General features: G+C 72.1%; 19 protein-coding genes and 1 pseudogene. 8 read left to right on the top strand and 12 right to left on the bottom strand.

Going from position 1 to position 23,401, the window contains the following annotated elements; translation table 11 throughout:
* Positions 1–51: 51 nt before the first annotated feature.
* The 3 genes from AB0M26_RS18595 to AB0M26_RS18585 all read right to left on the bottom strand — a co-directional run bounded on the left by AB0M26_RS18595 (position 52) and on the right by AB0M26_RS18585 (position 3,866).
* A complete protein-coding gene (locus tag AB0M26_RS18595; RefSeq protein WP_365262067.1) occupies positions 52–1,083 on the bottom strand; it encodes an endonuclease/exonuclease/phosphatase family protein in 1,032 nt (343 codons plus the stop codon).
* Between the two features lie 558 nt (positions 1,084–1,641).
* Entirely contained in the window at positions 1,642–2,241 is a 600-nt protein-coding gene (locus tag AB0M26_RS18590; protein WP_365262064.1) for a TetR/AcrR family transcriptional regulator, read from the bottom strand.
* Positions 2,238–3,866 (bottom strand): MFS transporter, encoded by a 1,629-nt coding sequence (locus AB0M26_RS18585; protein ID WP_365262061.1) that lies wholly within the window; start codon positions 3,864–3,866, stop codon positions 2,238–2,240. The genes AB0M26_RS18590 and AB0M26_RS18585 overlap by 4 nt, the downstream gene beginning before the upstream one ends.
* 158 nt (positions 3,867–4,024) lie before the next feature.
* Between AB0M26_RS18585 and panB the strand changes: the two genes are divergently transcribed.
* The 3 genes from panB to AB0M26_RS18570 all read left to right on the top strand — a co-directional run bounded on the left by panB (position 4,025) and on the right by AB0M26_RS18570 (position 6,953).
* Positions 4,025–4,894 carry a 3-methyl-2-oxobutanoate hydroxymethyltransferase gene (panB, locus tag AB0M26_RS18580; RefSeq protein WP_365262058.1) on the top strand — a complete coding sequence of 290 codons (870 nt, stop codon included), beginning with the start codon at positions 4,025–4,027 and terminating at the stop codon, positions 4,892–4,894.
* 206 nt (positions 4,895–5,100) lie between these two features.
* Entirely contained in the window at positions 5,101–6,117 is a 1,017-nt protein-coding gene (locus tag AB0M26_RS18575) for an ATP-binding cassette domain-containing protein (protein WP_365262055.1), read from the top strand.
* Positions 6,114–6,953 (top strand): ABC transporter permease, encoded by an 840-nt coding sequence (locus tag AB0M26_RS18570; RefSeq protein ID WP_365262052.1) that lies wholly within the window; start codon positions 6,114–6,116, stop codon positions 6,951–6,953. The genes AB0M26_RS18575 and AB0M26_RS18570 overlap by 4 nt, the downstream gene beginning before the upstream one ends.
* A 128-nt stretch (positions 6,954–7,081) precedes the next feature.
* On the opposite strand, the gene AB0M26_RS18565 is transcribed toward AB0M26_RS18570, so the two are convergent.
* The gene (locus AB0M26_RS18565) at positions 7,082–10,624 is read right to left on the bottom strand and encodes a BTAD domain-containing putative transcriptional regulator (protein WP_365262049.1); all 3,543 of its coding nucleotides are present in this window, start codon (positions 10,622–10,624) and stop codon (positions 7,082–7,084) included.
* A gap of 155 nt (positions 10,625–10,779) precedes the next feature.
* Between AB0M26_RS18565 and AB0M26_RS18560 the strand changes: the two genes are divergently transcribed.
* A complete protein-coding gene (locus AB0M26_RS18560; RefSeq protein ID WP_365262046.1) occupies positions 10,780–11,574 on the top strand; it encodes a site-2 protease family protein in 795 nt (264 codons plus the stop codon).
* Positions 11,575–11,705: 131 nt separating this feature from the next.
* Here AB0M26_RS18560 and AB0M26_RS18555 read toward each other — a convergent pair whose 3' ends face one another.
* From AB0M26_RS18555 to AB0M26_RS18530, 6 genes are all read right to left on the bottom strand, one after another.
* Positions 11,706–11,903 (bottom strand): hypothetical protein, encoded by a 198-nt coding sequence (locus AB0M26_RS18555; protein WP_365262043.1) that lies wholly within the window; start codon positions 11,901–11,903, stop codon positions 11,706–11,708.
* A 213-nt stretch (positions 11,904–12,116) separates the two neighbouring features.
* Positions 12,117–12,833, bottom strand: a complete 717-nt coding sequence (gene npdG, locus AB0M26_RS18550; protein WP_365262040.1) for an NADPH-dependent F420 reductase — start codon at positions 12,831–12,833, stop codon at positions 12,117–12,119.
* A gap of 90 nt (positions 12,834–12,923) precedes the next feature.
* Positions 12,924–13,853, bottom strand: a complete 930-nt coding sequence (locus AB0M26_RS18545; protein ID WP_365262037.1) for a carbohydrate ABC transporter permease — start codon at positions 13,851–13,853, stop codon at positions 12,924–12,926.
* On the bottom strand, positions 13,850–14,761 hold the full coding sequence (locus tag AB0M26_RS18540; RefSeq protein WP_365262034.1) for a sugar ABC transporter permease: 912 nt from the start codon (positions 14,759–14,761) through the stop codon (positions 13,850–13,852). The genes AB0M26_RS18545 and AB0M26_RS18540 overlap by 4 nt, the downstream gene beginning before the upstream one ends.
* Positions 14,758–16,212 (bottom strand): extracellular solute-binding protein, encoded by a 1,455-nt coding sequence (locus tag AB0M26_RS18535; protein ID WP_365262031.1) that lies wholly within the window; start codon positions 16,210–16,212, stop codon positions 14,758–14,760. The genes AB0M26_RS18540 and AB0M26_RS18535 overlap by 4 nt, the downstream gene beginning before the upstream one ends.
* A complete protein-coding gene (locus AB0M26_RS18530; RefSeq protein ID WP_365262028.1) occupies positions 16,209–17,315 on the bottom strand; it encodes a sialidase family protein in 1,107 nt (368 codons plus the stop codon). The genes AB0M26_RS18535 and AB0M26_RS18530 overlap by 4 nt, the downstream gene beginning before the upstream one ends.
* A 430-nt stretch (positions 17,316–17,745) precedes the next feature.
* On the opposite strand from AB0M26_RS18530, the gene AB0M26_RS18525 reads away from it, so the two are divergent.
* Together AB0M26_RS18525 and AB0M26_RS18520 are read left to right on the top strand one after the other, a co-directional pair.
* A complete protein-coding gene (locus AB0M26_RS18525; RefSeq protein WP_365262025.1) occupies positions 17,746–19,191 on the top strand; it encodes an aminotransferase class V-fold PLP-dependent enzyme in 1,446 nt (481 codons plus the stop codon).
* 287 nt (positions 19,192–19,478) lie between these two features.
* A pseudogene (locus AB0M26_RS18520) lies at positions 19,479–19,925 on the top strand (hypothetical protein); the annotation flags it as partial.
* An 835-nt stretch (positions 19,926–20,760) separates the two neighbouring features.
* Here the strand turns inward: AB0M26_RS18520 and AB0M26_RS18515 are convergent.
* Complete coding sequence (locus AB0M26_RS18515; RefSeq protein WP_365262023.1) at positions 20,761–20,991, bottom strand: hypothetical protein; 231 nt, start codon at positions 20,989–20,991, stop codon at positions 20,761–20,763.
* Between the two features lie 77 nt (positions 20,992–21,068).
* Here AB0M26_RS18515 and map point away from each other — a divergent pair, with 77 nt between their 5' ends.
* Both map and AB0M26_RS18505 read left to right on the top strand, forming a co-directional pair.
* Positions 21,069–21,926 carry a type I methionyl aminopeptidase gene (map, locus tag AB0M26_RS18510; protein ID WP_365262020.1) on the top strand — a complete coding sequence of 286 codons (858 nt, stop codon included), beginning with the start codon at positions 21,069–21,071 and terminating at the stop codon, positions 21,924–21,926.
* Between the two features lie 226 nt (positions 21,927–22,152).
* The gene (locus tag AB0M26_RS18505; RefSeq protein WP_365262123.1) at positions 22,153–22,788 is read left to right on the top strand and encodes a biliverdin-producing heme oxygenase; all 636 of its coding nucleotides are present in this window, start codon (positions 22,153–22,155) and stop codon (positions 22,786–22,788) included.
* A gap of 144 nt (positions 22,789–22,932) precedes the next feature.
* Here the strand turns inward: AB0M26_RS18505 and AB0M26_RS18500 are convergent, their stop codons facing one another.
* Positions 22,933–23,127, bottom strand: coding sequence for an ATP-binding protein (locus AB0M26_RS18500; protein ID WP_365262016.1), 195 nt, complete (start codon positions 23,125–23,127; stop codon positions 22,933–22,935).
* Between the last annotated feature and the right edge of the window lie 274 nt (positions 23,128–23,401).

Below are 23,401 nucleotides of genomic sequence, written 5' to 3'. Positions count from 1 at the left end.
CGTGGCCCGGAGGCGAGGCACAGCGAGGCCCGCTCCGGCCCCGCGCCCGGCTCAGATCTGGATGGTGGCCGCGATCGGCAAGTGATCGCTGCCGGTTTTCGGCAGCGTCCAGGACGACACCGGCTCCAGATCGCGCACCATGATCTGATCGATCCGCGCCATCGGGAACGAGGCGGGCCAGCTGAAGCCGAAGCCGTCGCCCGCCGCGCCCTGTGTGGAGCGCATCGTCGAGGCGCCGGGCGACGTGACGGGCGCGAGCGCCCGGTCGTTCATCGTCCCGTTGAGGTCGCCGAGCAGCACGACCTTGCTGATCGGCTCGCGTTCGATCGCCTGGCCCAGGGCGTGCGCGCTGTCGTCCCGCTGCCCGGCCGTGAAGCCCGCGTTGAACTTCACGCGCACCGACGGCAGATGGGCGACATAGACGGCGACCGGCCCTTTCGGGGTCTCGACCGTGCCACGCAGCGCGCGCGTCCAGCCGAGCTTGATGTCGACGGGACGGACGCCCTTCAGCGGGTACTTGCTCCAGATCCCCACGGTGCCCTGCACGGAGTGGTACTTGTACGTGCCGCGCAGCGCCTGCTCGTACGCCGGCACGGCACGGCCCGTCAGCTCCTCCAGCGCGACGACTTCGGCACCGGACCGGGCCACATCGCGCCCCGTCCCGGCCGGGTCGGTGTTCTCGGCGTTGACGTTGTGCGTGGCCACGGTGAGGTCGCCGGAGGTGGAGGCCTTGGAAGTGACCAGTCCGCCGAACATGTTGAGCCACACCACCGTCGGCAGCAGCAGCGCGAGCAGGGCGGTCGCCGAGCGGCGCGCGAACGCGAGCAGGAGGAGCACCGGGATTCCGAGGCCGAGCCAGGGCAGGAAGGTCTCCAGCAGACTGCCGACGTTTCCGACCCCGTTGGGGATCCGCGCGTGAAAGGCCATCAGACCGGCGAGCACCAGGGCGAGGACGGCGAGCACGATGCCGCGCCGCCAGATCCGGGGGGCCTGCCAGCCGCTCAGGAGGCGCCGCCCACGGGATCCGGTCCGCTCGGCGCCCGAGCTGCCGTGTCCCATGTGCCTGATCTGCGCCTGCGTCATGTGTGCCGATCCTCGCTGCTTCTCACTGCCCCGCCTACGCACCATAAGCGATGGGCGGCGGCTGCTTTTCGTGCCGCCCCGGGGGCCCGGTCTCCTACGAGGACGAACGCCCCGGGGCGCGGGGTTCCTGGCCGGTACCGGCACGCGGTGGCCTGTGACAGAACCTGGACAAACACCGGGAAGCACGGCGACGAACACACCAAATGTCCGGAGGTGTCGCGCCGGCACGCGCCGCATGCCCGCGCCCCACCCCCCGGGATCCGAGCCCTGATCGAGGCGCCGCCGAATGCCGTCGTGGTCCCTCGAGCCGGTCCGGCCCACGCCTGCCCGGCCGTTGTACCGATCCCTCATGGCGCCCCTCCCCCTTCGGTCCGCGCAACGCCTCCCCGTCGCCCCGTACACACACCGTCGCAGAGGGGTCCGACAACGCCCGGCTCGAGGATGCCCGGCCTGTGGACAACGCCTCGCCCAAGTGCCATGCGGGAGCGTCGTGCGCGGGCACCGTGCCGAAGCGTCATGCAGGAGCGCCGTGCGGAAGCGCCGTCCGGAACCCCGTGGTCAGCCGGTGGCGCTCGGTCGTACACCCTCGAGCACCGTGTCGACGATGCGCTCGGCCAGCCCCTCGGGCAGTTCCTGCCACTCGTGCAGCACGACGCGGGCGAGCATCGGCCCGGTGAACAGATCGGTGAGCAGCTCCAGATCGACATCGGCCCGGATCTCGCCCGTCGCCCGGCCCCGCTGCAGGACCACGCGGACGGCGTCCTGCCGCGCCTGTATGACCGTGTCCTGGTACTCCTTCCACAGCCGAGGATGGGACCGGACTTCGGTGAGGACCGCCCGGAGCACGGCCGAGGAGCGTTTCGCCAGCCCGCGCCGGCGCAGGAACTCCAGCAGGACGACGAGGTCGTCGCGGACGGAGGTCCCGCGCAGTTCCGGGACCTCCTCCTCGACGGAGCGCATGACGTCGAGGAGCAGGTCCTCCTTGCCGGGCCAGCGCCGGTAGACGGTGGCCTTGCCGACCCCGGCCGCGCGGGCGATCCCCTCGATCGACAGCCGGCCCAGCGGAGCTCCTTCCTCCAGGAGACGGAGGACGGTTTCGACGACGGCTGTGTCCACCGCCGCGTTGCGCGGGCGGCCTCGGCGCTCTGCGGTGGTCACGACTCCTCGCTCTCCCGCTCCCCGGCCCGCGGTACCGACGCTGGGGCGGTCTCCTGCACCGCACCCTCCGGCTTCGGCGCGGAAGGGCGCCCCGGCATGAACCGCGCGACGATCACGGCCCCGGCGACCGCGATACCGGCGGCGATCCCCACGGTGATGTGCATGGCGTGGATGAAGGCTTCGTTGGCGGGCTGCAGCAGGGCGGCGCCGGCGGGCCCCAGGCGGTCGGCGGCCGCGACGGTCGCCTCGATGGACTCGCCCGCGGAGTGCCGTACGCCGGGGGGCAGGGCGGTGAGGTGGCCCTCGATGCCGTCCCGGTAGCTGGTGGACAGCAACGACCCCAGGACGGCCACTCCGAGCGCTCCGCCGACCTGGCGGAACGTGTTGTTGAGCGCGGAGCCCGAACCCGCCTTCTCTCGGGGCAGCGCCTGCATGATCGTGGTAGTGACGGGCGGCATGGTGTGGGCCATGCCCGCGCCCTGCAGGAAGAACAGCACCTCCAGCACCCAGATCGGGGTGTCCTGGTCGAGCAGGAGGAAGCCGGCCAGGGTCAGCGCGACCACGAGCATCCCGCCCGCGCACACGGCTCGGGCGCCGAACCGCTCGACTGCGCGCGGCGCGCGCGGCGCGAAGAACATCTGGGCGAGCGCGAGCGGCAGTATCAGCAGCCCGGTCTGGAGCGGGGTGTAGCCGCGCACGCTCTGCGTGTAGAAGACGGTGAAGAACGTCACGCCCATCAGCGCGAAGAAGACCAGCGAGATCGCTGCGATGGCGGCGGAGAACGCCGGCTTGCGGAAGTAGCCCATGTCCATGGCCGGATGGTCGGTTCGCCGTTCGTGAAGGACGAACACCAGCAGGACCAGCAGTCCCGAGCCGATCGCCCCGAGCACCTCCGGATCGGCGAAGTCCGCGAGCTGGCCGCCCTTGATGATCCCGTAGACGAGCAGGACGAGGCCCACGATCGACAGCAGGACACCGTAGGGATCGACCCGCCCCGGAGCGGGGTCCCGGGAGTCGGGGACGAGCAGCACCATGCCGAGCAGGCCGAGCAGCACGACCGGCACGTTGACCAGGAAGACCGACCCCCACCAGAAGTGCTCGAGCAGCAGCCCGCCCGTGATGGGCCCTATGGCGATGGCGATCCCGACTCCGCCGACCCAGATTCCTATGGCCTTGGGCTGCTCGTCGTGCTCGAAGACGTTCATGAGGATCGCCAGCGTGGCGGGCATGACGAAGGCGCCGCCGAAGCCCATCAGGGCGCGGAAGGCAATCAACTGACCGGGTGAATCCGACATCGCGGCGAGGACGGAGCCGACGCCGAACAGGACCATGCCGACGAGCAGTATCTTGCGCCGCCCCAGCCGGTCCCCCAGCAGTCCCGCGGTGAACAGCAGGCCGGCGAAGACGAGGGTGTACGCGTTGATGGCCCACTCCAGCTCGCTCTGGGTGGCGCCGAGGCCGTGGGGCGGAGGCGTGGCGATCGTCTTCATCGCCACGTTCAGGATCGAATTGTCCAGCACGACGATCAGCAAGCTGAACATCAGCACCCCGAGGATCAGCCACCGGCGCTGGTGGACGGCCTCGGGGACGGTGCGGACGGAGGGACTACCGGGTGGAGACGACATGCGCTCCACCTTACCCCCTTTACGATACGAACCCGTTCCGTATCTGATGAGACACGTCACGCCACAGCTCCCCTTTGCGGCTCAGGCGAGAGGTGCCACCATGGACCTGGTCCGGGGACGCCGTCAGGGCGCCTCGAGATGACGAAGGAGCCGCTGCAATGACGCATGTCTCGCCTGCCCAGAACTCCTCCGCCGACAGCAGCAAGGCGCTGTACGGCGGCACGGGGAGCCGACGCCTCACCGTCCGCGACATCGCCGCCGCCAAGCAGCGCGGTGAGAAGTGGCCCATGCTCACCGCCTACGACGCCATGACCGCCTCCGTCTTCGACGACGCCGGCATCCCCGTCATGCTGGTCGGCGACTCGATGGGCAACTGTCACCTCGGCTACGAGTCCACCGTCCCCGTGACGATGGACGAGACGACCCTCCTCTCCGCGGCTGTCGTCCGCGGCACCCGGCGCGCCCTGATCGTCGGCGACCTGCCCTTCGGCTCGTACCAGGAGGGCCCGGTGCAGGCGCTGCGCAGCGCGACCCGGCTCATCAAGGAAGCGGGCGTCGGCGCGGTGAAGCTGGAGGGCGGCGAGCGCTCCGCGCACCAGATCGAGCTGCTCGTCGAGTCCGGCATCCCGGTCATGGCGCATATCGGCCTCACTCCGCAGTCCGTGAACGCGTACGGCGGATACCCGGTGCAGGGGCGCGGCGAGGAGGCCGCGCAGCAACTGCGACGCGACGCCAAGGCGGTGCAGGACGCGGGCGCGTTCGCCGTCGTACTGGAACTCGTACCGGCAGAGTTGTCCGCCGAGGTCACCCGCTCGCTGCACATCCCGACCGTCGGTATCGGCGCCGGTCCCGACTGCGACGCGCAGGTGCTGGTCTGGACGGACATGGCGGGCATGACGGGCGGCCGCGTGCCCCGGTTCGTGAAGCAGTACGCGCAGCTCCGCGAGGTGCTGGGCGGCGCGGCCAAAGCGTTCGCCGAGGACGTCGTCGGCGGCGCGTACCCGGCCGAGGAGCACAGCTTCCACTAGGAACCGGGCCGGGGAACCCGGTCCTCGACGCCTGCGCCACCCGGACCGGCAGCCCGCCGGGATTCCCCCGCCGGCGCGGCTGCCGGCCCCTCCGTGCCCGCGGTCCGTCACGTCACCGCCCGCCGCAGGTCGGCGGGCCGTCACCGGCCGCGGCCCTGTCGGCGCGATGTCGGTGCGATGTCGGCGGGGGCTGGGACGCTTCCCCCATGACGCACTACGGCAGGGGCCCCGGAGGCGGGAACGCCGTCGAAGTACGGGGACTGGTCAAGCACTTCGGCGAGACCAGGGCCGTGGACGGCGTGAGCCTGAGGGTTAAGGAGGGCACCGTCCTCGGTGTCCTCGGGCCCAACGGCGCCGGCAAGACCACGCTCGTACGGTGCCTGTCCACCCTGCTGGTGCCCGACGCCGGCACCGCGACCGTCGCCGGGTGCGACGTGGTGAAGCAGCCCCGGCAGCTCCGTCGCGCCATCGGCCTGACCGGGCAGTACGCCTCCGTCGACGAGAAGCTCTCCGGCTGGGAGAACCTCTACATGATCGGCCGGCTGCTCGACCTTCCGCGCCGTGACGCCCGCCGCCGGGCGTACGCGATGCTGGAGCGGTTCTCGCTCACCGAGGCCGCCCGCAGACCCGCCTCCCAGTACTCCGGCGGCATGCGCCGCCGCCTGGACCTGGCCGCCTCCATGATCGGGCGGCCTGCCGTGCTGTATCTGGACGAACCGACGACAGGTCTCGACCCGCGCACCCGCAACGAGGTGTGGGACGAGGTCGAGCGCATGGTCACGGAGGGCCTGACCGTCCTGCTCACCACCCAGTACATGGAGGAGGCCGAGCGGCTCGCGGACGACCTGACGGTCATCGACCGCGGCCGTGTCATCGCCGAGGGCGGCGTCGAGGAACTGAAGGCGAAGGTCGGCGGACGGACCCTGCAGGTCCGCCCGGCCGACCCGGGCGATGTGTACGGCATGGCCGGGGCCATCGCCCACGCCGGCCTCGACGGCATCGCGGGAGCCACCGCCGATGTGGAGGAGGGCCTGGTCAAGGTGCCGATCATCAGCGACGAGCAACTGACCGCGGTGATCGGGCTGCTGGGCGCACGGGGCTTCGCGCTCGCGGGCATCGACACCCATCTGCCCAGTCTGGACGAGGTGTTCCTGGCCGTGACGGGCCGGAAGGCCTCGGCTCCCCGGGGCGTTCCGGACGCGCACGAGGAGGCCGTGGCATGAGCGCGGCGCCGACGGTCTCGGCGGCCGCGCCCGTACGCGACCGGGGCGAGGGACGCATCGGCCTTCGCGCGAATCTGCGCCACATCGGCGCGCTCGTACGCCGCAACGTCATGCAGATCAAGCAGGACCCGGAGTCGATGTTCGACGCCCTGCTGATGCCGATCGTCTTCACGCTGCTGTTCGTCTACGTCTTCGGCGGCGCCCTGGGCGGGAGTCTCGGCGGCGACCGGGACGTCTACGTCAACTATGTGATCCCGGGCATGATGGCGATGGGGGGTCTGAACATCGCGATGTCGGTGGGCACCGGCGTCAACGTCGACTTCACCAAGGGCGTGATGGACCGCTTCCGCACAATGCCCATCGCCCGCTCCTCCGTGCTGATCGCCAAGGTCGTCGTCGAGACCGGCCGGATGCTGATCTCCACACTGGTCCTGCTGACCGTGGCGTTCCTCATCGGGTTCGACCTGCGGACGGGACCGCTCGAACTGCTCGGCGCCATCGCCCTGTCCCTGGGCTTCGGCACCTCACTGACGTGGGTGTTCATGCTGCTGGGTCTGTCGCTGCGGACCCCGCAGGCCGTCCAGGGCATGGGGTTCCTCACCATCATGCCGCTGCAGTTCGGCTCGTCGATCTTCGCTCCGCCCGGGACGATGCCGGGCTGGCTGGAGGCCTTCACCGACTACAACCCGCTCTCGCAACTGGCCGACGCGGCCCGGGCGCTGCTCAACGGCCAGGGGGCGGTCGCACGCCCGGTGACGATCACGCTGGCCTGGGCGGTGGGCATCACGGTGGTGACGGCACCTCTGGCCGTACGGAAGTTCCGCAGGAAGACATGACGGCGCCGGCCCGGGCGGCGACCGGGGGCCGGAGGGTCCCCCCCCGTACGGGGGCCGAGGCGGCGGCCGGACCCGATCGCCGGGCTCGTGGGGGGGAGCACCGGCCGCGGACGGCGTCAACCCTCCCGTCAGACCAGGGGTGTGGCCTCGTCGAGCGAGAGGCCGCAGCCCTCGGCGTACGCCTCCTCGTAGGCCGCGTCGCCCACTGCGGCCCGGACCGTGGCCTCAGCTGCCGTCCGGTCCTCGCGTTCCACCGTCGGGGCGTGGTGTCCCGGCGGCACGAGCGCGTCGTACGCGCCGCAGAGCCGGGCCGCGATCCGGGAGTCGTCCGGGCCGCCGAGGGCCGCTCGGGCGCGCGCCGCCGTCATGAGCTGGACGACGGGCAGGGCCGGGGCCACCAGGTCCGTGAACGGGTCCCGCGTCTTCGCCAGTGCCCGCCGGACCTTGACCAGCGCCTCGGCCGGGAGCCCGTCGACGAGGTCCAGCCACGCCAGCATCCCCAGCACCACGGCCTCGAACAGGGCGGGAAGGCGGTCCGCGAAGTCCCTCTCGCGCAGCAGCCCGATGTGCTCACGCGCCTCCGCGGTACGACCGGTGCGGCCCAGCACCATGGCCAGATGCAGACGGACGAAGGCCATGGCGTCCCTGCCTGCCCGGCGGCCGTCGTCCAGCACCTCGCGGAGGATGGACTCGCCCGTCTCCGCGTCGCCCGACTCGATGAGCACGCCCGCCAACCGGGCCCGCAGCAAGGGCACTTGGGCCTGCGCACCAAGGCGCCCCGCACAGGCCGCCGCCTTCCGGTAGTCCTCCGCCGCCGCCTCGTACTCACCGCGCCGCTCGCGCGCCTCGCCGCGCGAGGACAGCGCCTCCGCGACGCCCCACAGATCGCCGAGGCGCCGGAAGATCTCCAGGCTCTCGTCCGCGTCCCGGCACGCCCGGTCGGTTTGTCCAGGCCGTTCCGCGAGCATCCGGGAGCGGAACCGCAGGATGAACGCCAGCTCCCAGGTGTGACCCAGCTCGCGGCAGGCGTCCACGGTCGCGTCGACGGTCCGGTACAGCCTGTCGAAGTCCCCGGTCAGCAGTACCGCGTAGAACCACATGACCCCCGGGACGCGGCACGTCTGCGGCTGCCCTGGACGGTACGCGGCGGCCATGCGGTTGATCCGCTCCAGGCGGTCGACGCTGCCGAGGTGTTCCGCGGCGTACTCGTCGCCGGCGAGACCGATCAGCCGCACCCCGCGCCGGGCCTCCTGAAGCACGCCGGGTGGCATGGGCGGCGGTGCATCGATCGGGCGCGTGTGCAGATCGGGCGCGGGAGCGACGGCATCGTCGAAGGGGTCGGGGCCGAGCTCGGCTGCCGCGGCCGACCACGTACGGGCGTCCGTGCGGTGATCGCGCAACTGCCAGAACCAGCCGAGGGAGAGCACCAGGCACAGCGCCTCGTGCTCGTCCCGGGCGCCGACCGCCCGCCGCAGGGCGGCCCGGAGGTTGTCGTGCTCGCGCTCCAGCCGGTCGATCCAGGTGCGCTGGGCGGGCCCGCGGAGCAATGGGTCCGCGGTACGGGCGAGTTCACGGAAGTGGACCAGGTGGCGCCGCTCGGCCGCCCCGCGCTCGGCCGCCTCGTCGAGCCGCTCCGCCGCGTACTCGCCGACGGTCTCCAGCAGCCGGTAACGCATCGCGCCGTCCGAGCCCGGCTCGGCGACGAGCAACGATTTGTCGACAAGAGAACCGAGGAGAGGCGCGACATCGCGGGGGTCGATGCGCGGTGCCCCGGCGGGCGGTTCGTGAACACCGTGGACCATGTCTCCGGCGGGTGGCCGCTCCTCGCCACGACCGGTGTCCGGCCCCGCCTCGCCACGACGGGCATCCGGCCCTGCCTCACCACCGCCGGCGCCCCGCCCCCCGGCGGGTGGTTCGTCCCCGCACACGGCCTCCGCGGCAGACAGGTCGCAGCCGCCCGCGAAGACCGAGAGGCGGCGCAGGACGGCGCGTTCCAGCGGATTGAGCAGGTCCCACGACCAGTCGACGACCGCTTTGAGGGTCTGCTGCCGGGGCAGGACCGTACGACTGCCGCTGGTCAGCAGGCGGAAGCGGTCGTCGAGGCGGTCCGCGAGCTGGCGCGGGGTGAGCAAGCGGAGCCGGGCGGCGGCCAGCTCGATGGCCAGCGGCAGCCCGTCCAGCCGGCGGCAGATCTCGCCGCACGCCGCTGGGTCGTCGTCGTGCCGGAACCCCGCACGGGCAGCCGCGCCGCGCTCGGCGAGCAGCCGCACCGCGACGGGGTCCGGCAACGGCCCCACGGGGCGGACCAGTTCGCCGGGAACACCGAGCGGCTCCCGGCTGGTGGCGAGTACAGAAACGTCCGGACAGTGGCCGAGAACGAACGCGACCAGCTCGGCCGCGGCGCCGACGACGTGCTCGCAGTTGTCCAGGACGAGAAGCATCCGGCGCCGGCCGCAGTACTCGGCGAGCCGCGCGAACGGGTCGGCGGCGGGCGGCTCCATCGCCGCGCGCAGACCCTCGCCCGTACTGCCGCCGATGACGGTCCCGCGCCCACCGAGGGTGGTGACGACCGTCTCGGCCACGGTCGCCGGTTCGTCGAGGGGCGCCAGCTCGGCCAGCCATACGCCGTCCGGCCACAGTCCGGCGGCCGCGTCGGCGGCCTCCTGCGCCAGACGCGTCTTCCCCGCGCCGCCGGGGCCGGTCAGGGTGACGAGCCGGGCGGCCGCCAGATCTTCACGGAGGGTGGCGAGGTCGGTCTCGCGCCCGACGAAACTGGTCAGCCGGGCGCGCATGTTGCCGTGCCGGGCCGTCATGGCGCCGGCCTGCCCCGACGTGGACCATGACGCGGGCCGGGAGGAGGCCCGTGCCTCCCCGCCGCCCGGAGCGGCCGCACCGCCTCCTCGGTCCAGCAACTCCGTGTGCAGCGCCCGCAGTTGGGGACTCGGGTCGACACCCAGACGGTCGGCGATGGTGCTGCGGATGTCCTCGTACGCGGCGAGCGCCTCGGCGGTGCGGCCCGCGTCCCGCAGAGCCCGGAGGCGCAGGCCCTGGAGCTGCTCGTCCAGCGGGTGCTCTTCGCAGAGGGCCGCCAGCTCCGGAAGGGCACGTTCGGCACGGCCGAGGTCGAGGTCGGCCGCGACCCGGCAGCGCCGGGCCTCCAGCCTCCGGGCCTCGGCGCCCGCCGCGGCGCCCCCGCCGGCCGGAAGGTCGGCGAGCGCCGCGCCGCGCCACAGTACGAGCGCCTCGTCGAGCAGGGCCGCAGCCCCGGCCGCGTCACCGCGCGCGAGCGCCCGCGCGCCCTCCCCGGCCAGCCGCTCGAAGCGGCACAGATCGACCTCGTCACGCTGCGCGTGCAGCCGGTAACCGCCCTCCGTCGAACCCACGGCGTCGTGGCCGAGCGCCCGCCGCAACCGCCCGACCAGCGCGTGCAGCGCCCCGGCGGCGTCGGCGGGAGGGGCGTCGCCCCACACCTCGGCGATCAGCGCCTCCGCGGTGCGTACGCGCCCGGGCTCCCTCGCCAGCGCGGTGAGCAGGGCACGCAGGCGTACACCACCGAGCGCGACGGGAGTCCCGTCGTCGTCGTGGGCCTGTGCCGTGCCGAGGATGCCGTAGCGCACCGGGTCATTCTCCTGTACGAGGCGGCTGCCGCCCCATGCCGGTGCGGCAGCCATGACGAGCCCGCCGCCCGGGTAGGGACGGGGCGGAACTCACACCGGAGTGCCGTACGTTTCCCGGCTGCCGCCTGTACGGTCGGGACGCCCCGGCCCTCGTCCCCCTTCGTCCGGCCTCGTCCGGCCTCGCCCCGCACGCACAGGAGCTCTCATCCATGGCCACGACCATCACCCGCAGCGAGCGGCGGGTCAGTCCCGTCTTTCTCGGCCTCGTCGCGATCATGCTGGTGTCCGCGTGGGCGGTGTGGACCGGCTCGGCCGCGAGCACCGGGTTCGCCGTCTTCCTGTTCGTGGTGTCCGGCTGGATCGTCTCCCTGTGCCTGCACGAGTACGCGCACGCCCGCACCGCGCTGCACGGTGGTGACATCTCGATCGGGGCGAAGGGCTATCTGACGCTGAACCCGCTGAAGTACACGCACGCCCTGCTCTCCATCGTGCTGCCCGTGATCTTTGTGATCCTGGGCGGAATCGGGCTACCGGGCGGAGCGGTGTTCATCGAGCGCGGGCGGATCCGAGGGCGCTGGAAGCACAGCCTGATCTCGGCGGCGGGACCGCTGACCAACGCGCTGTTCGCCGTGGCGCTGACGGCGCCGTTCTGGATCGGGGCCATGGACGGAGTGCCGGGCCCCTTCCGTTACGCGCTCGCGTTCCTCGCCCTGCTCCAGGTCACGGCGGCGATCCTGAACTTCCTGCCCGTCCCCGGCCTGGACGGCTACGGCGTCATCGAGCCCTGGTTGTCGTACCGGATCCGCCAACGGCTCGAGCCGTTCGCGCCCTTCGGGCTGCTGGCGGTGTTCGGGCTCCTGTGGGCGCCGTCGGTCAACCAGGCGTTCTTCGGGACCGTGGACACGCTGCTGAACGGCCTCGGCGTGACGCACTGGGACACCTCCTGGGGCCAGGAGTTCTTCCGCTTCTGGCAGGGCGAGCCGCAGATCCCCGCAGGGCACTGACCGGACAGGCGCCCCTCGGGCAATCCCTCCGCCCGCGGCGTGCCTGATCGGCTTCTCGGCCGGGACCGGCCGTCGGCGGGTCCGGTCGCGCCGCCCGGGTCGGCCGTCGGCGGCCCGCGCCCCCGGGACGCTCAGCCCGTGACCGTACGGTTCGCGGCGGCAGCGCGGTCGGCCTTGGCCTTCCGGACGTAGTACCAGGTCATGTTGGACGAGACGCCCGCCATCATGATCCAGAGGATGCCGAGCCAGCTCCCCCGCGCGAAGGACACCACAGCCGCGGCGACGGCGAGCACGCAGACGGCGAGGGCGAAGAGGGCGAGGCGGGGCATGGGGTGACTCCTGTCCGAGGATGAGGTCCCGCACATTGTCCCCCATGCCCCCCGGGTCCCGGCCCCCGGCGGTACGTCCCGCCCACGGCGCCCGGGAGGAGGCCCGGCGGAAGGGCGCGGCCCGGCGGGCGCGAGTCCGCGTCATGACGCGGCCTGAGGAACGCGGCCCGAAGGGCGCGGCGGGACGAGCACCGGCGACGGCGCCGCGCCCGCTCACACGTCGGTGACCCGCAGCCCCGCATGGGCCTTGTAGCGGCGGTTGACCGAGATCAGATTGGCCACCAGGGACTCGACCTGGTGCGCATTGCGCAGCCGGCCCGCGTAGACCCCCCGCATCCCGGGGATCCGGGCGGCGAGCGCCTGGACGAGGTCGGTGTCGGCGCGGGACTCCCCCAGCACCATCACATCGGTGTCGATGGCCTCGACCGCCGGGTCCTGCAGCAGCACCGCGGACAGGTGGTGGAAGGCAGCGGCCACCCGCGACTCGGGAAGCAGGGCCGCGGCCTGCTCGGCGGCGCTGCCCTCCTCCGGCCGGATCGCGTAGGCGCCCTTCTTGTCGAAGCCGAGCGGATTGACGCAGTCGACCACGAGCTTGCCGGCGAGCGGCTCGCGCAGCGCCTCGAGCGTCTTGGCATGCCCTTCCCACGGCACCGCGACGATCACCACGTCGCTGCGCCGCGCGCACTCGTCGTTCTGGACGCCTTCGATGCCCAGGCCGAGTTCGGCGGCGGCGGTCTCCGCCCGCTCGGCGGCGCGCGAGCCGATGATGACCTTCTGGCCCGCCCTGGCCAGCCGGTACGCCAGACCGCGGCCCTGGTCGCCCGTACCGCCGAGGACGCCGACCACCAGGCCGGATACATCGGGGAGGTCCCACGGGTCCTTGGCGGGGGGCTTCTGGGGTGCGGAGCCGGCGGCGTCGTTAGTCGTCATGCCGCCGATCCTGCCAGGCCGGCTCCGGCCGCAACACGTCGGCGTGGCTCACCTCACGCGTAGCGCCGCGCACGCGCTGTCCCCACCGCCTCACTTCACGCTGCCCTCGGTCAGCCCGGTGCGCCAGTAGCGCTGGAGCACGCCCATCAGGACCATCAGCGGCACGACGGAGAGGAACGCGCCGCCAACCGTGTACTGGTACAGCACCGGTTGCCGGTCGGCGTACCCCTGCCAGCCGGTCAGGCCGAGCTGGAGCGGATAGAGACGGGAATCCGAGAGCATCACCAGCGGAAGGAAGAAGTTGTTCCAGACGTGCACGAACTGGAAGAGGAAGACGGTCACCAGCGCGGGCGTCATCAGGCGCAGCGCCAGTACGGAGAAGATCCGCGCCTCGCCCGCGCCGTCGATCCTGGCGGCCTCCAGCAGCGAGTCCGGCACGGCCGCGGCCGCGTAGATCCGGCACAGGTAGACGCCGAAGGGGCTGACGACGCTCGGGATCAGCACCGCCCAGTACGTGTTGGACAGTCCCAGCTCGCTGAACAGCAGATAGAGCGGCAGGGCGAGAGCGGTTCCGGGGACGAGCACCCCTGCCAGGACGAGGTTGAAGACGCCCTCCCGGCCGGGGAACGGGAACTTGGCCAGCGCGTATCCCGCCGCGGCCGAGAGCAGGGTCGCGGCGACGGCACCGGCACCCGCGTAGAGGAGGCTGTTGACGAACCAGCGGACGTAGATGCCGTCGTCGTGGGCCAGCAGGTCGCCGAGGTAGCGGAAGGGATGCGGGTCGGCGAACCAGAATCCGAAGCTGCCGAAGAGGCCCTCGGTGTTCTTGGTCGCCGAGACCACCAGCCAGTAGAGCGGCACGAGGAAGTACACGGCGGCGACCGCGAGCAGCGAGGCCGTGATGATGCGGAAGCGCAGCGGCGGCTGCGAGGGGCCGCGGGCCCGGCCGGGTGTCTCCGCGCCGGACGCCCGCGCCGCGGAGGTGGGTTCGGGAGCGGTGTCCTCGGTGACGAGCGTCATTCGGCGTCCTTCCCCGCGCGCCCGGTCATCCGCAGGAAGCCGAAGGACAGCGCGCATGCGACGAGGGCCAGCAGGACCGCCTCGGCCGCCGCGATGTTGTGGTTGTTGCCCTTGAACGCCTCGTTGTAGGCGGCCAGGTTGGGGGTGTAGCCGGAGTCGATGGCGTTGGACAGGGGCTGCAGCACCAGGGGTTCGGCGAAGAGCTGGAGCGTGCCGATGATGCTGAAGACGCAGGTGAGGACGAGCGCGGGCCGGATCAGCGGCAGCTTGACGTGGCGGGCGACCTGCCAGGCGCTCGCCCCGTCGATGCGCGCCGCCTCGTACAGCTCGCCCGGCACGGCCTTCAACTGGGCGATGAGGACGAGCATGTTGTAGCCCGCGTACTGCCAGGTGACGATGTTGGCGATCGACCACAGGACGGTGCCGCGGGAGAGGAAGTCGACGTCCCGGCCCACGGCACCCGCCATCTCGACGAAGGGGCTGATGCCGGGTACGTAGAGGAAGCCCCAGAGGATCGAGGCGATCACGCCCGGCACCCCGTACGGCAGGAAGAAGGCCGTGCGGAAGAATCCGACCCAGCGGGCTGAGGCGGCGTCGAGGAGCAGCGCCAGCGCGGTGGCGAGGGCGAGCATCACCGGGATCTGGACGGCGCCGAAGAGCAGCACGCGGCCGAAGCCTTGCGTGAACGTGGGGTCCTGGAGGGCGTGTGTGTAGTTCTCCGGGCCCGCGAAAACCTCGTGCGTGCCGCCGAGACCGAGCGGGCCGCTCCGCTCGGTCCTCAGCAGGCTCTGGTACAGGGCATAGCCGATGGGGGCGATGAAGCAGAGCAGGAACAGCGTGAGGAAGGGCAGCAGAAAGCCCGTCGCGGTACGGGCGTTGCGCGCTTCGGCGCGGGTGGGGCGCCTCACCCGGTCTCCACCTTCAGGCCCTTGGCCTTCAGGTCGCCGACGGTCTGCCGCTGAACCGCGGTGAGCACGGAGCGGAAGGAACCGCCGTTGCCCAGGGCCTCGGTGAAGGCGTCGCCGAGCCGCTGGTAGAGGGTGTCCATGGCCGGGCCCCACCGCCAGCTCGTGTCCACGGCTTTGCCCGCCGCCCGGAAGACCTTGCTGTACTCCTGGCCGCCGAAGAAGTCCCGCTGGCCCTCCAGGTCGGCGTTCGACCAGCCCGCCACGGCGCTGGGCCAGCCGTAGCCTCCGTCGATGAGGAGCTTTATCGACGCGGGGTCGGTGTTGAGCCAGACGGCGAAGTCCATGGCGTCCTGCGGGTACTTGGTGCCGCGGAAGACCGAGGTGGTCGAACCGCCCCAGTTGGCCGCGGCGTTGTCGCCCTTCTTCCACTGGGGCAGCGGTGCCACCCGCCAGTTGCCTGCCGTCTTGGGGGCGTTGCCTACGAGCAGTGCGTCGCCCCAGCTGGCGCCCAGCCAGGCGGCGATGGTGCCGGTCTGGATGTCCTTGTACCAGGCGTTCTGCCGGTCCGGGACGGTCTTGATGAGCTTCTGCTTCACCAGCGACTCCCAGTAGTCGGCGACCTTGCGTGTCGGCGCGTCGTCGATGGCGACGACCCAGGTCTCCCCCTCGGCGCGGAACCAGCGCGCCCCGGCCTGCCAGGCGAAGCCCGCGAAGCGGTTGCCGTTGGTTGCGGAGAAGGTTTCGATCCAGGCGCCCTTCTTGCGCAGAGCCTTGGCCGCAGCCTCGTACTCGTCCCAGGTCTGCGGCGTCTCCACGTCCCACTTGTCGAAGAGGTCCTGGCGTACGAACAGTCCCATGGGCCCAGAGGCCTGCGGGATCGCGAACACCGACTTCCCGAAGACGCTTTGCTGCCACTGCCAGCCCTCGAACTTGCCCTTGACCTCGGCGGCGCCGTACTCGGCCAGGTCCAGCAGCCCGTTGTCGAGGAGGAAGCTGGGCACCACGGGGTACTCGATCTGGCCGAGGTCGGGCGGGTTGCCCGCCTTGATGGCGGCGTGCATCTTGGCGTACTGGGCGCCGCCCACGGCCGAGACCTTCTCCAGCCTGATCTGGACATCGGGGTGGCGCTCGTTCCACAGCGCAACGGGCTTGTCGATGCCGGGCACCCACGACCAGAAGGTGAGCGTGATCTTCTGGCCCTTCTTGCGGCCCCGTGGCTCGCCTCCGCCCTCGCCCGAATCGCCGCAGCCGGCCAGGGCGAAGCCCGCGGCGGTGGCCGCGGCGGCACCGAGGACGGCGCGGCGGGCGGGCGCGCAGGAGAGGCGGGACGGGCGGTGACCAGCCGGGCCCGTGCCGAAGTGGGGGCCCTGGCCGGGACCGGGACGGGGGCCGGGACCGGGACGGGGGCCGGAGCCGGGGCTGTTGGGGCTTGTGCGGCCGGCATCGCTCATGACAGCTCCTCCACGGGAATCCGGCGAAAGGTGATGGTGGTGTACGCATGGAAGTCCCCGGTCTCGTACAGCAGCCCCACGGTCTCGTCGTCGGCGCGCACGAGGTCGGAATAGGCGGCCGGAAGGCCGTCGACGGTGTGCACGGGCCGCCAGGTGACGCCGCGGTCACGACTCGCCCGCACGGTCATCAAGGCCCGGAAGCCCGGGTCGGAGGGCCCGGAGAAGAGCAGGACGTCCGGGTCCCCGAGGTGGAGCACGCTGCCCTGGACGACCGGCCCGGTGAGCCCCGCCTGCGGGCGGAACGGCCGTTCCAGGGTCTCGCCGCCGTCCGCCGAATGGGCGTCTGCGCGGGTGCCGGGGGCCGGGGAGTCGTTGCGGCAGTTGAAGTAGAGCCGCCCGTCGGGGAGTTCGGCGGCGGTCGTCTCGTTGGCGTTGATGCGGCCGTTCGCTCTGCTGTCGGTGTAGCCGATCCTCCAGGTGGCGCCGTCGTCGTCGCTGAGGAGGCTGTGGCCGCCGTCGTACTTGCCCTCGGCACCGGTGTCGGATCCGGACGGCGCCGCGGAATGGTTGCCGGGGACGACGACCCGCCCGGCGTACGGGCCCCGGCGCATCTGGAGGGCGTGCCCGGGAGCGGTCGCGTACCAGCGCCAGCCGGGTCTCTTCACCGACGCGGTGATCTCACGGGGGCCGCTCCAGCTTCCCCCGTGGTCGTCGCTTTGCTGCACCCACACGCGGCGGCCGTCGGCGGGACCGACCTGCCCGAGCCGGATCAACTGCTCGGTTGCCCCGGCGGCGTTGCGGACGTGGACGAGGAGGAGCCGTCCGGTGCCGAGGACGACGGGGGCGGGGTTGCCCGCGGTGCCGTCCCCGTTCTCGGCGATGACCCGGAGCGGGCCCCAGGTGCGGCCGCCGTCGGTGGAGCGGCGGAGCACGATGTCGATGTCGCCGTGGTCCTCCTGGGACCCGGCGCTGCCCTCGCAGAAGGCGAGTAACGTCCCGTCAACAGCCTTGACCGCAGCGGGAATACGGAAGCTTGCGTATCCGTCCTCGCCCGCCCGGAAGGGTACGGAGACCTCGTACGACGCGGTGCCCCCGACTGCCATGCGACCCCTCCCGCTGCTCCGTTGCACACGAGATTGCACCCTGGCTCCGACCGGACGTAGGACGTCCTTCGTCCTGCGGCGAACCATAGGAAGGACCCCATGGGCCGTCAAGGCGCCGGACGTCGTTGTCCCACGGGGACCTTCCCCGGGTTTCGGCAGGGATCCCAGCTCTGCCCGCGGCGGGCAAACGGTGAGTGAACGTCATATGACGCTTCGTCTCTTTCTGCTGAACAGAAGGGCGTTGTTGCCGTAGGGGGGAGTTCCCGGTACCCCGCCCTCCGGTCGGCGCCTCTCGCTCCCCGCCACCCGTCCACCCCCGAACGCTGCGTCCGATTCCCGCCAGCGCCTCCGCCCGGTCCCGCGCACGATGGATCTCTGGGTACGGACCGCCCCTCGATCGCGGTCACAGACCGGACGGGCGGCGAAGGACATGACGGCAGTCGAGGGCCACGGAGCGCGGTGGCCGGACGTGGGCGACTTCCCGGGCCTGCTGCACCAGGCGTACGAGCACGCGGTGCGCTGGCGGTCCTCCCTGCCGGACCGGCCGGTCTTCCCGGCGGCCGCGGCGGAGGAGATACGCGCCGCACTGGGGGAAGGCGATGGCATGCCCCCTCACGGCGAGGATGCGGCATCGACCCTGGACGCCCTCGCGCGCGCCGGTGAACTCGGATCGACCGCAAGCGCAGGCCCGCGCTACTTCGGCTACGTCATCGGCTCCTCGCTGCCGGTGGCGGCCGCCGCGGACTGGCTGGTCACCGCATGGGACCAGAACTCCACGCTCCACTCCTGCAGTCCCGCGGCGAGCGTCGTCGAGGACGTGTGCGCCGCGTGGATCGTCGACCTGCTGGGGCTTCCCCGACGGACATCGGTCGGCTTCACCACCGGTACGCAGATGGCCGCGTTCACGGGTCTCGCCGCTGCCCGCCACCACTTGATGGCCGCGGCCGGCCGGGACGTTCAGACGGACGGCCTCTGGAACGCGCCGCGCATCCCGGTCATCGCGAGCGAAGAGCGCCACGCCTCGATCGACCGGGCCCTGCGCTACCTGGGCATGGGCACCCGCGTGGATGCCGTGGCGTGCGACGCGAACGGCGCGATGGAACTGTCCGCCCTCGACGCGGCGTTGGCGCGGGCCGACCGCCCGCCGATCGTCTGCGTCCAGGCGGGGAGCATCAACACCGGTGCGGTGGACCCCCTGCGCGCGGTGTGCGAACGCGTCCATGCGAACGACGGCTGGGTCCACGTCGACGGGGCGATCGGCCTGTGGGCATTGGCGGCGGACGCCGAACACCGCCGCCTCCTGGACGGCGCGCAACTCGCCGACTCCTGGACGACCGACGCGCACAAGTGGCTGAACGTCCCCTTCGACTGCGGCATTGCGCTCGTCGCCCACCCGGAGGCCCACCGCGCCGCGCTCGCCGTCACGGCCGACTACCTGGAGATCTCCGGGCACCGCGAGCAAATCGACACCGTCCCGGAGTGGTCCCGCCGGGCCCGCTCGGTCCCGGTCTACGCGGCCCTGCGGAGCCTCGGCCGCGCGGGCGTGGCCCGCCTGGTCGGCGCCAACATCGCCCATGCACGCCGCATGGCGTCGCTGCTCGCGGCCGAACCGGGCGTCGAGATCGTGAACGACGTGGTCCTCAACCAGGTCCTCGTCCGCTTCACCGGCCCCGTACGGGACGACGCGGACGGCCTCACGGAAGAGGTCGTCCGCCGCGTCCAGCAGGACGGTACGTGCTGGCTGTCCGGGTCCGTCTTCGCGGGCCGCGCGGTCATGCGGATCTCGGTCTGCTCCTGGCAGACCACCGCCGACGACATCGCCCGCAGTGCGGCCGCGATCATCCGCTGCTACCACGACGTCGTGAGGGGCCAGTGACGTCGGGCCGGAGCGCCGAGCACCGGAACGCCCAAGGCATGAGACGGCTCGGACACCCCAACTCCCGGAGCACCCGAGCGCGCCGGGGTACCGAACGCCCAAGGCATGGGACGGCTCGGACACCCCAACTCCCGGAGCACCCGAGCGCCCGAGGTTCCGGACCCGGCGTACCGGCCGACCCGGGTGTCGGCCGTGGCGGGCACCCGGCACGGCCCTGCGCCCCGTCCGGGTGAGGGTCCGCGGGAATCGGTCGCGCTCCGGGATGGGCTCCGGCAGGATGCGCGGCCATGGATGCCGTACGGGTCGCCCTGCTGCGCGAAGTGCTCGCGGGAACCGAGTGGTTGGAGGCCACGCGCCGGTTCGCCGGATCGCTGCGGACCTCGGTCGAACCTCACGGCGGCGGACTGCTGCTGGTGGGCGGCGAGACCTACGAGCCGTGGCACCTGGCGGCGCATCTTGACGACGAGGCCGCCTGGTCCGGTCTGCCCCAGCTCTCCCCCACGCTCGTACGGCACAGGGTGCGGCCGGGCGAACCGGCGCATCTGGCCGTGGGCCTCGGCAGGATCCAGGCGGCCAGGCGCGGCGAGACCCTGCTCGTGGTGACGCCGGACAGTCCCGGCGAGGGCCTGCTGGAGCGGGTCCATGACGCCCGCCGTGCCGGGGTGACCATCCTCGCGCTGGAGGGCGGTGACCGTGATCTGCAGGCGCTGGCGCACGACGCCCTGACGGTGCCGTGCGGGCTGGTCCCGCGAGGTGGGGGCTCGGCGCCCGCCCAGGCGGGGAGGCAGGGCGATGACGCGTCGGGCGTGCCGGAACGCGGACCGGGGCGGCCGGGTGCGGAAAGGGGCGCGGCCCCTGTCGGGGGGCGGGGCGGCGGAGGCCGGGCGGCCGGCGGGAGTGAGGCGGCCGGCGGTGCTGAGGCGGTCGGCGGTGCTGAGGCGGTCGGCGGAGGCCCGGCGGATTGCGAGGGTCCGGCGGATTGCGGCGGCCCGGCGGATTGCGGGGGCGCACCTGACGTCCTCGGCGGCCCCGGAGTCCCGCAAGCCGGACAGGGCCCGGAGGACGGGTTCGATACCGTTCAGCACCTGGTGAGCGCGGCCGCCGGGGAGAACCGGCTGCCCGCTCCGCGCAACCGCCGCGGCTTCCGCGACCGGCTCGCCCGCCTCGCGGAACAGCTCACGGCACCACCACCGACCCGCTGGTAGCCCACGCGCTGATGGCCCATAGCCGTAACGCCGCAGCAGCATCGCCGAAGGTCATCGCGAAACGGCCACGGGCCGGCGCCCGCGGCGTCGGCGCCGGGCCGTCCCGTAACGGCCGGTCCGACCCCTGACCGGCGGCACGCAGCGGCGGTGTGGACCTGCCGCTCGGCGTCGGCGCCCGCCCGGCGCCTCCCGTCACCGGTCCCGGGATCTCGGCCCCCGCCCGGGGTCCCGCCCTCAGCCCGCTGCGGTTCTGCGTCAGCGCGCACAGCACACGGCCGCCCGCGTGCACTCCATGGGGCCCTCGCGGCGACCGTACGGCGGCGGCGTCAGTTACGACCGGGGGCGGCCGTACGACGCGTGGCGATCAGCTCTCGTCGCCCCCGCGCGCGGAGCCCTCGTGCCAGCGCGGGTCGTTCTCCCACTGAACGTTCCGCTCGGCGGCGATCTCCATCGCGCGCTCGGCCTCGCTCCGGGTGGTGTACGGGCCCATCCGGTCCTTGGCGGGGCACTCGGGGCCCTCCTCGACCTTCCGGTGCTCCAGGCAGTAGAACCACTCGCCCGGCTTCCCGGCCGCCTTCTTCTTGAACAGCGCCATCCCAGAGCTCCTCTCACCGCGGCCCGGGCCGCCTCTGCCGCCATGCTGCCCGATCCGGCATCGATACACTCGCTGGCATGTCCAGCCAGTCGCTTCTCGTGCCGGGGACCCTGTCCCCCACCCGTTCCGTACCCGCTTCCATCGCCCGCCCCGAGTACGTGGGGAAGTCGGCCCCGACCCCGTACTCCGGGCCCGAGGTGCAGGACGCGGAAACGATCGAGCGCATGCGCATCGCGGGACGGATCGCCGCCCAGGCCATGGCGGAGGCCGGTGGGCACATCGCGCCCGGCGTGACCACGGACGAGCTGGACCGCGTCGCGCACGAGTACATGTGCGACCACGGCGCCTACCCGTCGACGCTGGGCTACCGGGGCTTCCCCAAATCGCTGTGCTCGTCGGTCAACGAGGTCATCTGCCACGGCATCCCGGACTCGACGGAACTGCGCGACGGCGACATCGTGAACCTCGACGTCACCGCATACATCCACGGCGTGCACGGCGACAACAACGCCACGTATCTGTGCGGGGACGTCGACGAGGAGTCCCGGCTACTGGTGGAGCGGACGCGGGAGTCGCTGAGCCGCGCGATCAAGGCGGTCAGGCCGGGTCGGCAGATCAATGTCATCGGCCGGGTCATCGAGTCCTACGCGAAGCGTTTCGGCTACGGCGTGGTCCGCGACTTCACCGGGCACGGCATCAACGCGTCGTTCCACTCCGGCCTGATCATCCCCCACTACGACAGCCCGAACGCGACCACGGTCATCCAGCCGGGCATGACGTTCACCATCGAACCGATGCTGACGCTGGGCACGTACGAGTACGACATGTGGGAGGACGGCTGGACGGTCGTCACCAAGGACCGCAGGCGAACGGCCCAATTCGAGCACACGCTCGTGGTGACGGAGACGGGTGCGGAGATCCTGACGCTCCCGTAGCATGTGAGCCGTACGGTTTTGCCGACAGGACGTCGGGAAGCATTGCATCGGGCAAGCCCGAGCAGGAGCCCGGGCGGGTCCGTCAGTGGCCACCTTCCCCGTCCCACGGTCCCCGGAGGCTGCCTTGGACGCATCCAGCCCGGCAACGGAACCGCCTGCGGAGGAGCCGTCCGCGGAGGAGCGGTCCGCGGAACCGCCCGCACAGGAGCCGGCGCCGTTCTCCACGCTGATCCGCACCGCCTCGCACGAGCAGCACACCGAGGCGGAGAACTCCACTTTCATGAGCGACATGCTCGGCGGAAGGCTCGGGGTCGAGGCGTACACGCGCTACACCGAGCAGCTCTGGTACGTCTACCGCGCGCTGGAGGGCACCGCCGACGACCTCGCTCACGACCCGGTGGCAGGTCCCTTCCTCCGCCCCGAGCTGCTACGCGTCGGGTCCCTGGAGACCGACCTGACGCATCTGCACGGCGGCCGCACGGACTGGCCCGCGACAGCGGCGGCCCTCCCGGCGACCGCCGCGTACGCCTCCCGGATCACCGAGGTCGCCCGCACCTGGCCGGCCGGTTACGTCGCCCACCACTACACCCGCTACCTCGGCGACCTGTCCGGCGGCCAGATCATCCGCTCCACCGCCGAGAAGTCCTGGGGCTTCGACCGCAAGGGCGACGGCGTCCGCTTCTACGTCTTCACGGGCATCTCCAACCCGGCCGCCTTCAAGCGCGAGTACCGCGCGCTGCTGGACGCCCTGCCGGTGGACGACCTGGAGAAGCAGCGCGTGATCGACGAGTGCAAGCGCGCGTTCTCCCTGAACACGGCGGTGTTCAGGGAGTTGGGCGAGCGGTTCCCGCTGAGCGCGTAGCGACAGGGCGGGGTACGCGACTTCGCGACTCCGCCGGTCATTGCGGCACACGCACCTACCAGGCGACCCACAAGGCCCACCGCCGGCCGTCGGGACGACACCGGCACGAGGTTCGCACGGTGGGCCCGAGCGCGAATCAACCGTTCACGCGGCCCCGTCCGGCACATCCGTGACCTTGAAGACTGTCCACACGGTCTTGCCGACCCGATGCTCGACAACACCCCAGTCATCGGCCAAGTGCTCAACCAGCCATAAACCCCGGCCGTTAGAGCCCTCGATTCGAGGAATCCGCAGCTCCGGGTGCCCATCGCCGCTGCCCCGGACCTCGAGCCGCGTCACGCCGTCACCGACGGAGAGCCGGACACAGAACTCCCCGCCCCGGCGGCACGCCGTGCAGGACGGCATTCGTGGCAAGTTCGGAGACACAGAGCCGCATGTCGTCCTGACGGCCGACGACTTCCCACAGGGCGAGGGTAGCGATCGTGAAGTCACGCGCGGCACCAACGGAGGCGCGTCGCCGGGGAAATCGTCGCTGCCGCGCAGGGGACACGGCACATCACCGCCTTGCTGGGGGTCGCATGCTTCGGCCGGACAGTACCGCTATTCACGAAAA

Source organism: Streptomyces sp. NPDC051776 (assembly GCF_040681345.1).
Lineage (GTDB): Bacteria > Actinomycetota > Actinomycetes > Streptomycetales > Streptomycetaceae > Streptomyces.
The sequence above is the reverse complement of the archived record's forward strand: the minus strand, read 5'-3'. Positions and strand labels throughout refer to the sequence as shown.

Excerpts from the sequence above, each read along its gene's own strand:
- AB0M26_RS18595 (WP_365262067.1), bottom strand. The coding sequence starts at position 1,083 with ATGACGCAGGCGCAGATCAGGCACATGGGACACGGCAGCTCGGGCGCC.
- AB0M26_RS18585 (WP_365262061.1), bottom strand. The coding sequence starts at position 3,866 with ATGTCGTCTCCACCCGGTAGTCCCTCCGTCCGCACCGTCCCCGAGGCC.
- panB (WP_365262058.1), top strand. The coding sequence starts at position 4,025 with ATGACGCATGTCTCGCCTGCCCAGAACTCCTCCGCCGACAGCAGCAAG.
- AB0M26_RS18575 (WP_365262055.1), top strand. The coding sequence starts at position 5,101 with ATGACGCACTACGGCAGGGGCCCCGGAGGCGGGAACGCCGTCGAAGTA.
- AB0M26_RS18570 (WP_365262052.1), top strand. The coding sequence starts at position 6,114 with ATGAGCGCGGCGCCGACGGTCTCGGCGGCCGCGCCCGTACGCGACCGG.
- AB0M26_RS18565 (WP_365262049.1), bottom strand. The coding sequence starts at position 10,624 with ATGGCTGCCGCACCGGCATGGGGCGGCAGCCGCCTCGTACAGGAGAAT.
- AB0M26_RS18560 (WP_365262046.1), top strand. The coding sequence starts at position 10,780 with ATGGCCACGACCATCACCCGCAGCGAGCGGCGGGTCAGTCCCGTCTTT.
- AB0M26_RS18555 (WP_365262043.1), bottom strand. The coding sequence starts at position 11,903 with ATGCCCCGCCTCGCCCTCTTCGCCCTCGCCGTCTGCGTGCTCGCCGTC.
- npdG (WP_365262040.1), bottom strand. The coding sequence starts at position 12,833 with ATGACGACTAACGACGCCGCCGGCTCCGCACCCCAGAAGCCCCCCGCC.
- AB0M26_RS18545 (WP_365262037.1), bottom strand. The coding sequence starts at position 13,853 with ATGACGCTCGTCACCGAGGACACCGCTCCCGAACCCACCTCCGCGGCG.
- AB0M26_RS18535 (WP_365262031.1), bottom strand. The coding sequence starts at position 16,212 with ATGAGCGATGCCGGCCGCACAAGCCCCAACAGCCCCGGCTCCGGCCCC.
- AB0M26_RS18530 (WP_365262028.1), bottom strand. The coding sequence starts at position 17,315 with ATGGCAGTCGGGGGCACCGCGTCGTACGAGGTCTCCGTACCCTTCCGG.
- AB0M26_RS18525 (WP_365262025.1), top strand. The coding sequence starts at position 17,746 with ATGACGGCAGTCGAGGGCCACGGAGCGCGGTGGCCGGACGTGGGCGAC.
- AB0M26_RS18515 (WP_365262023.1), bottom strand. The coding sequence starts at position 20,991 with ATGGCGCTGTTCAAGAAGAAGGCGGCCGGGAAGCCGGGCGAGTGGTTC.
- map (WP_365262020.1), top strand. The coding sequence starts at position 21,069 with ATGTCCAGCCAGTCGCTTCTCGTGCCGGGGACCCTGTCCCCCACCCGT.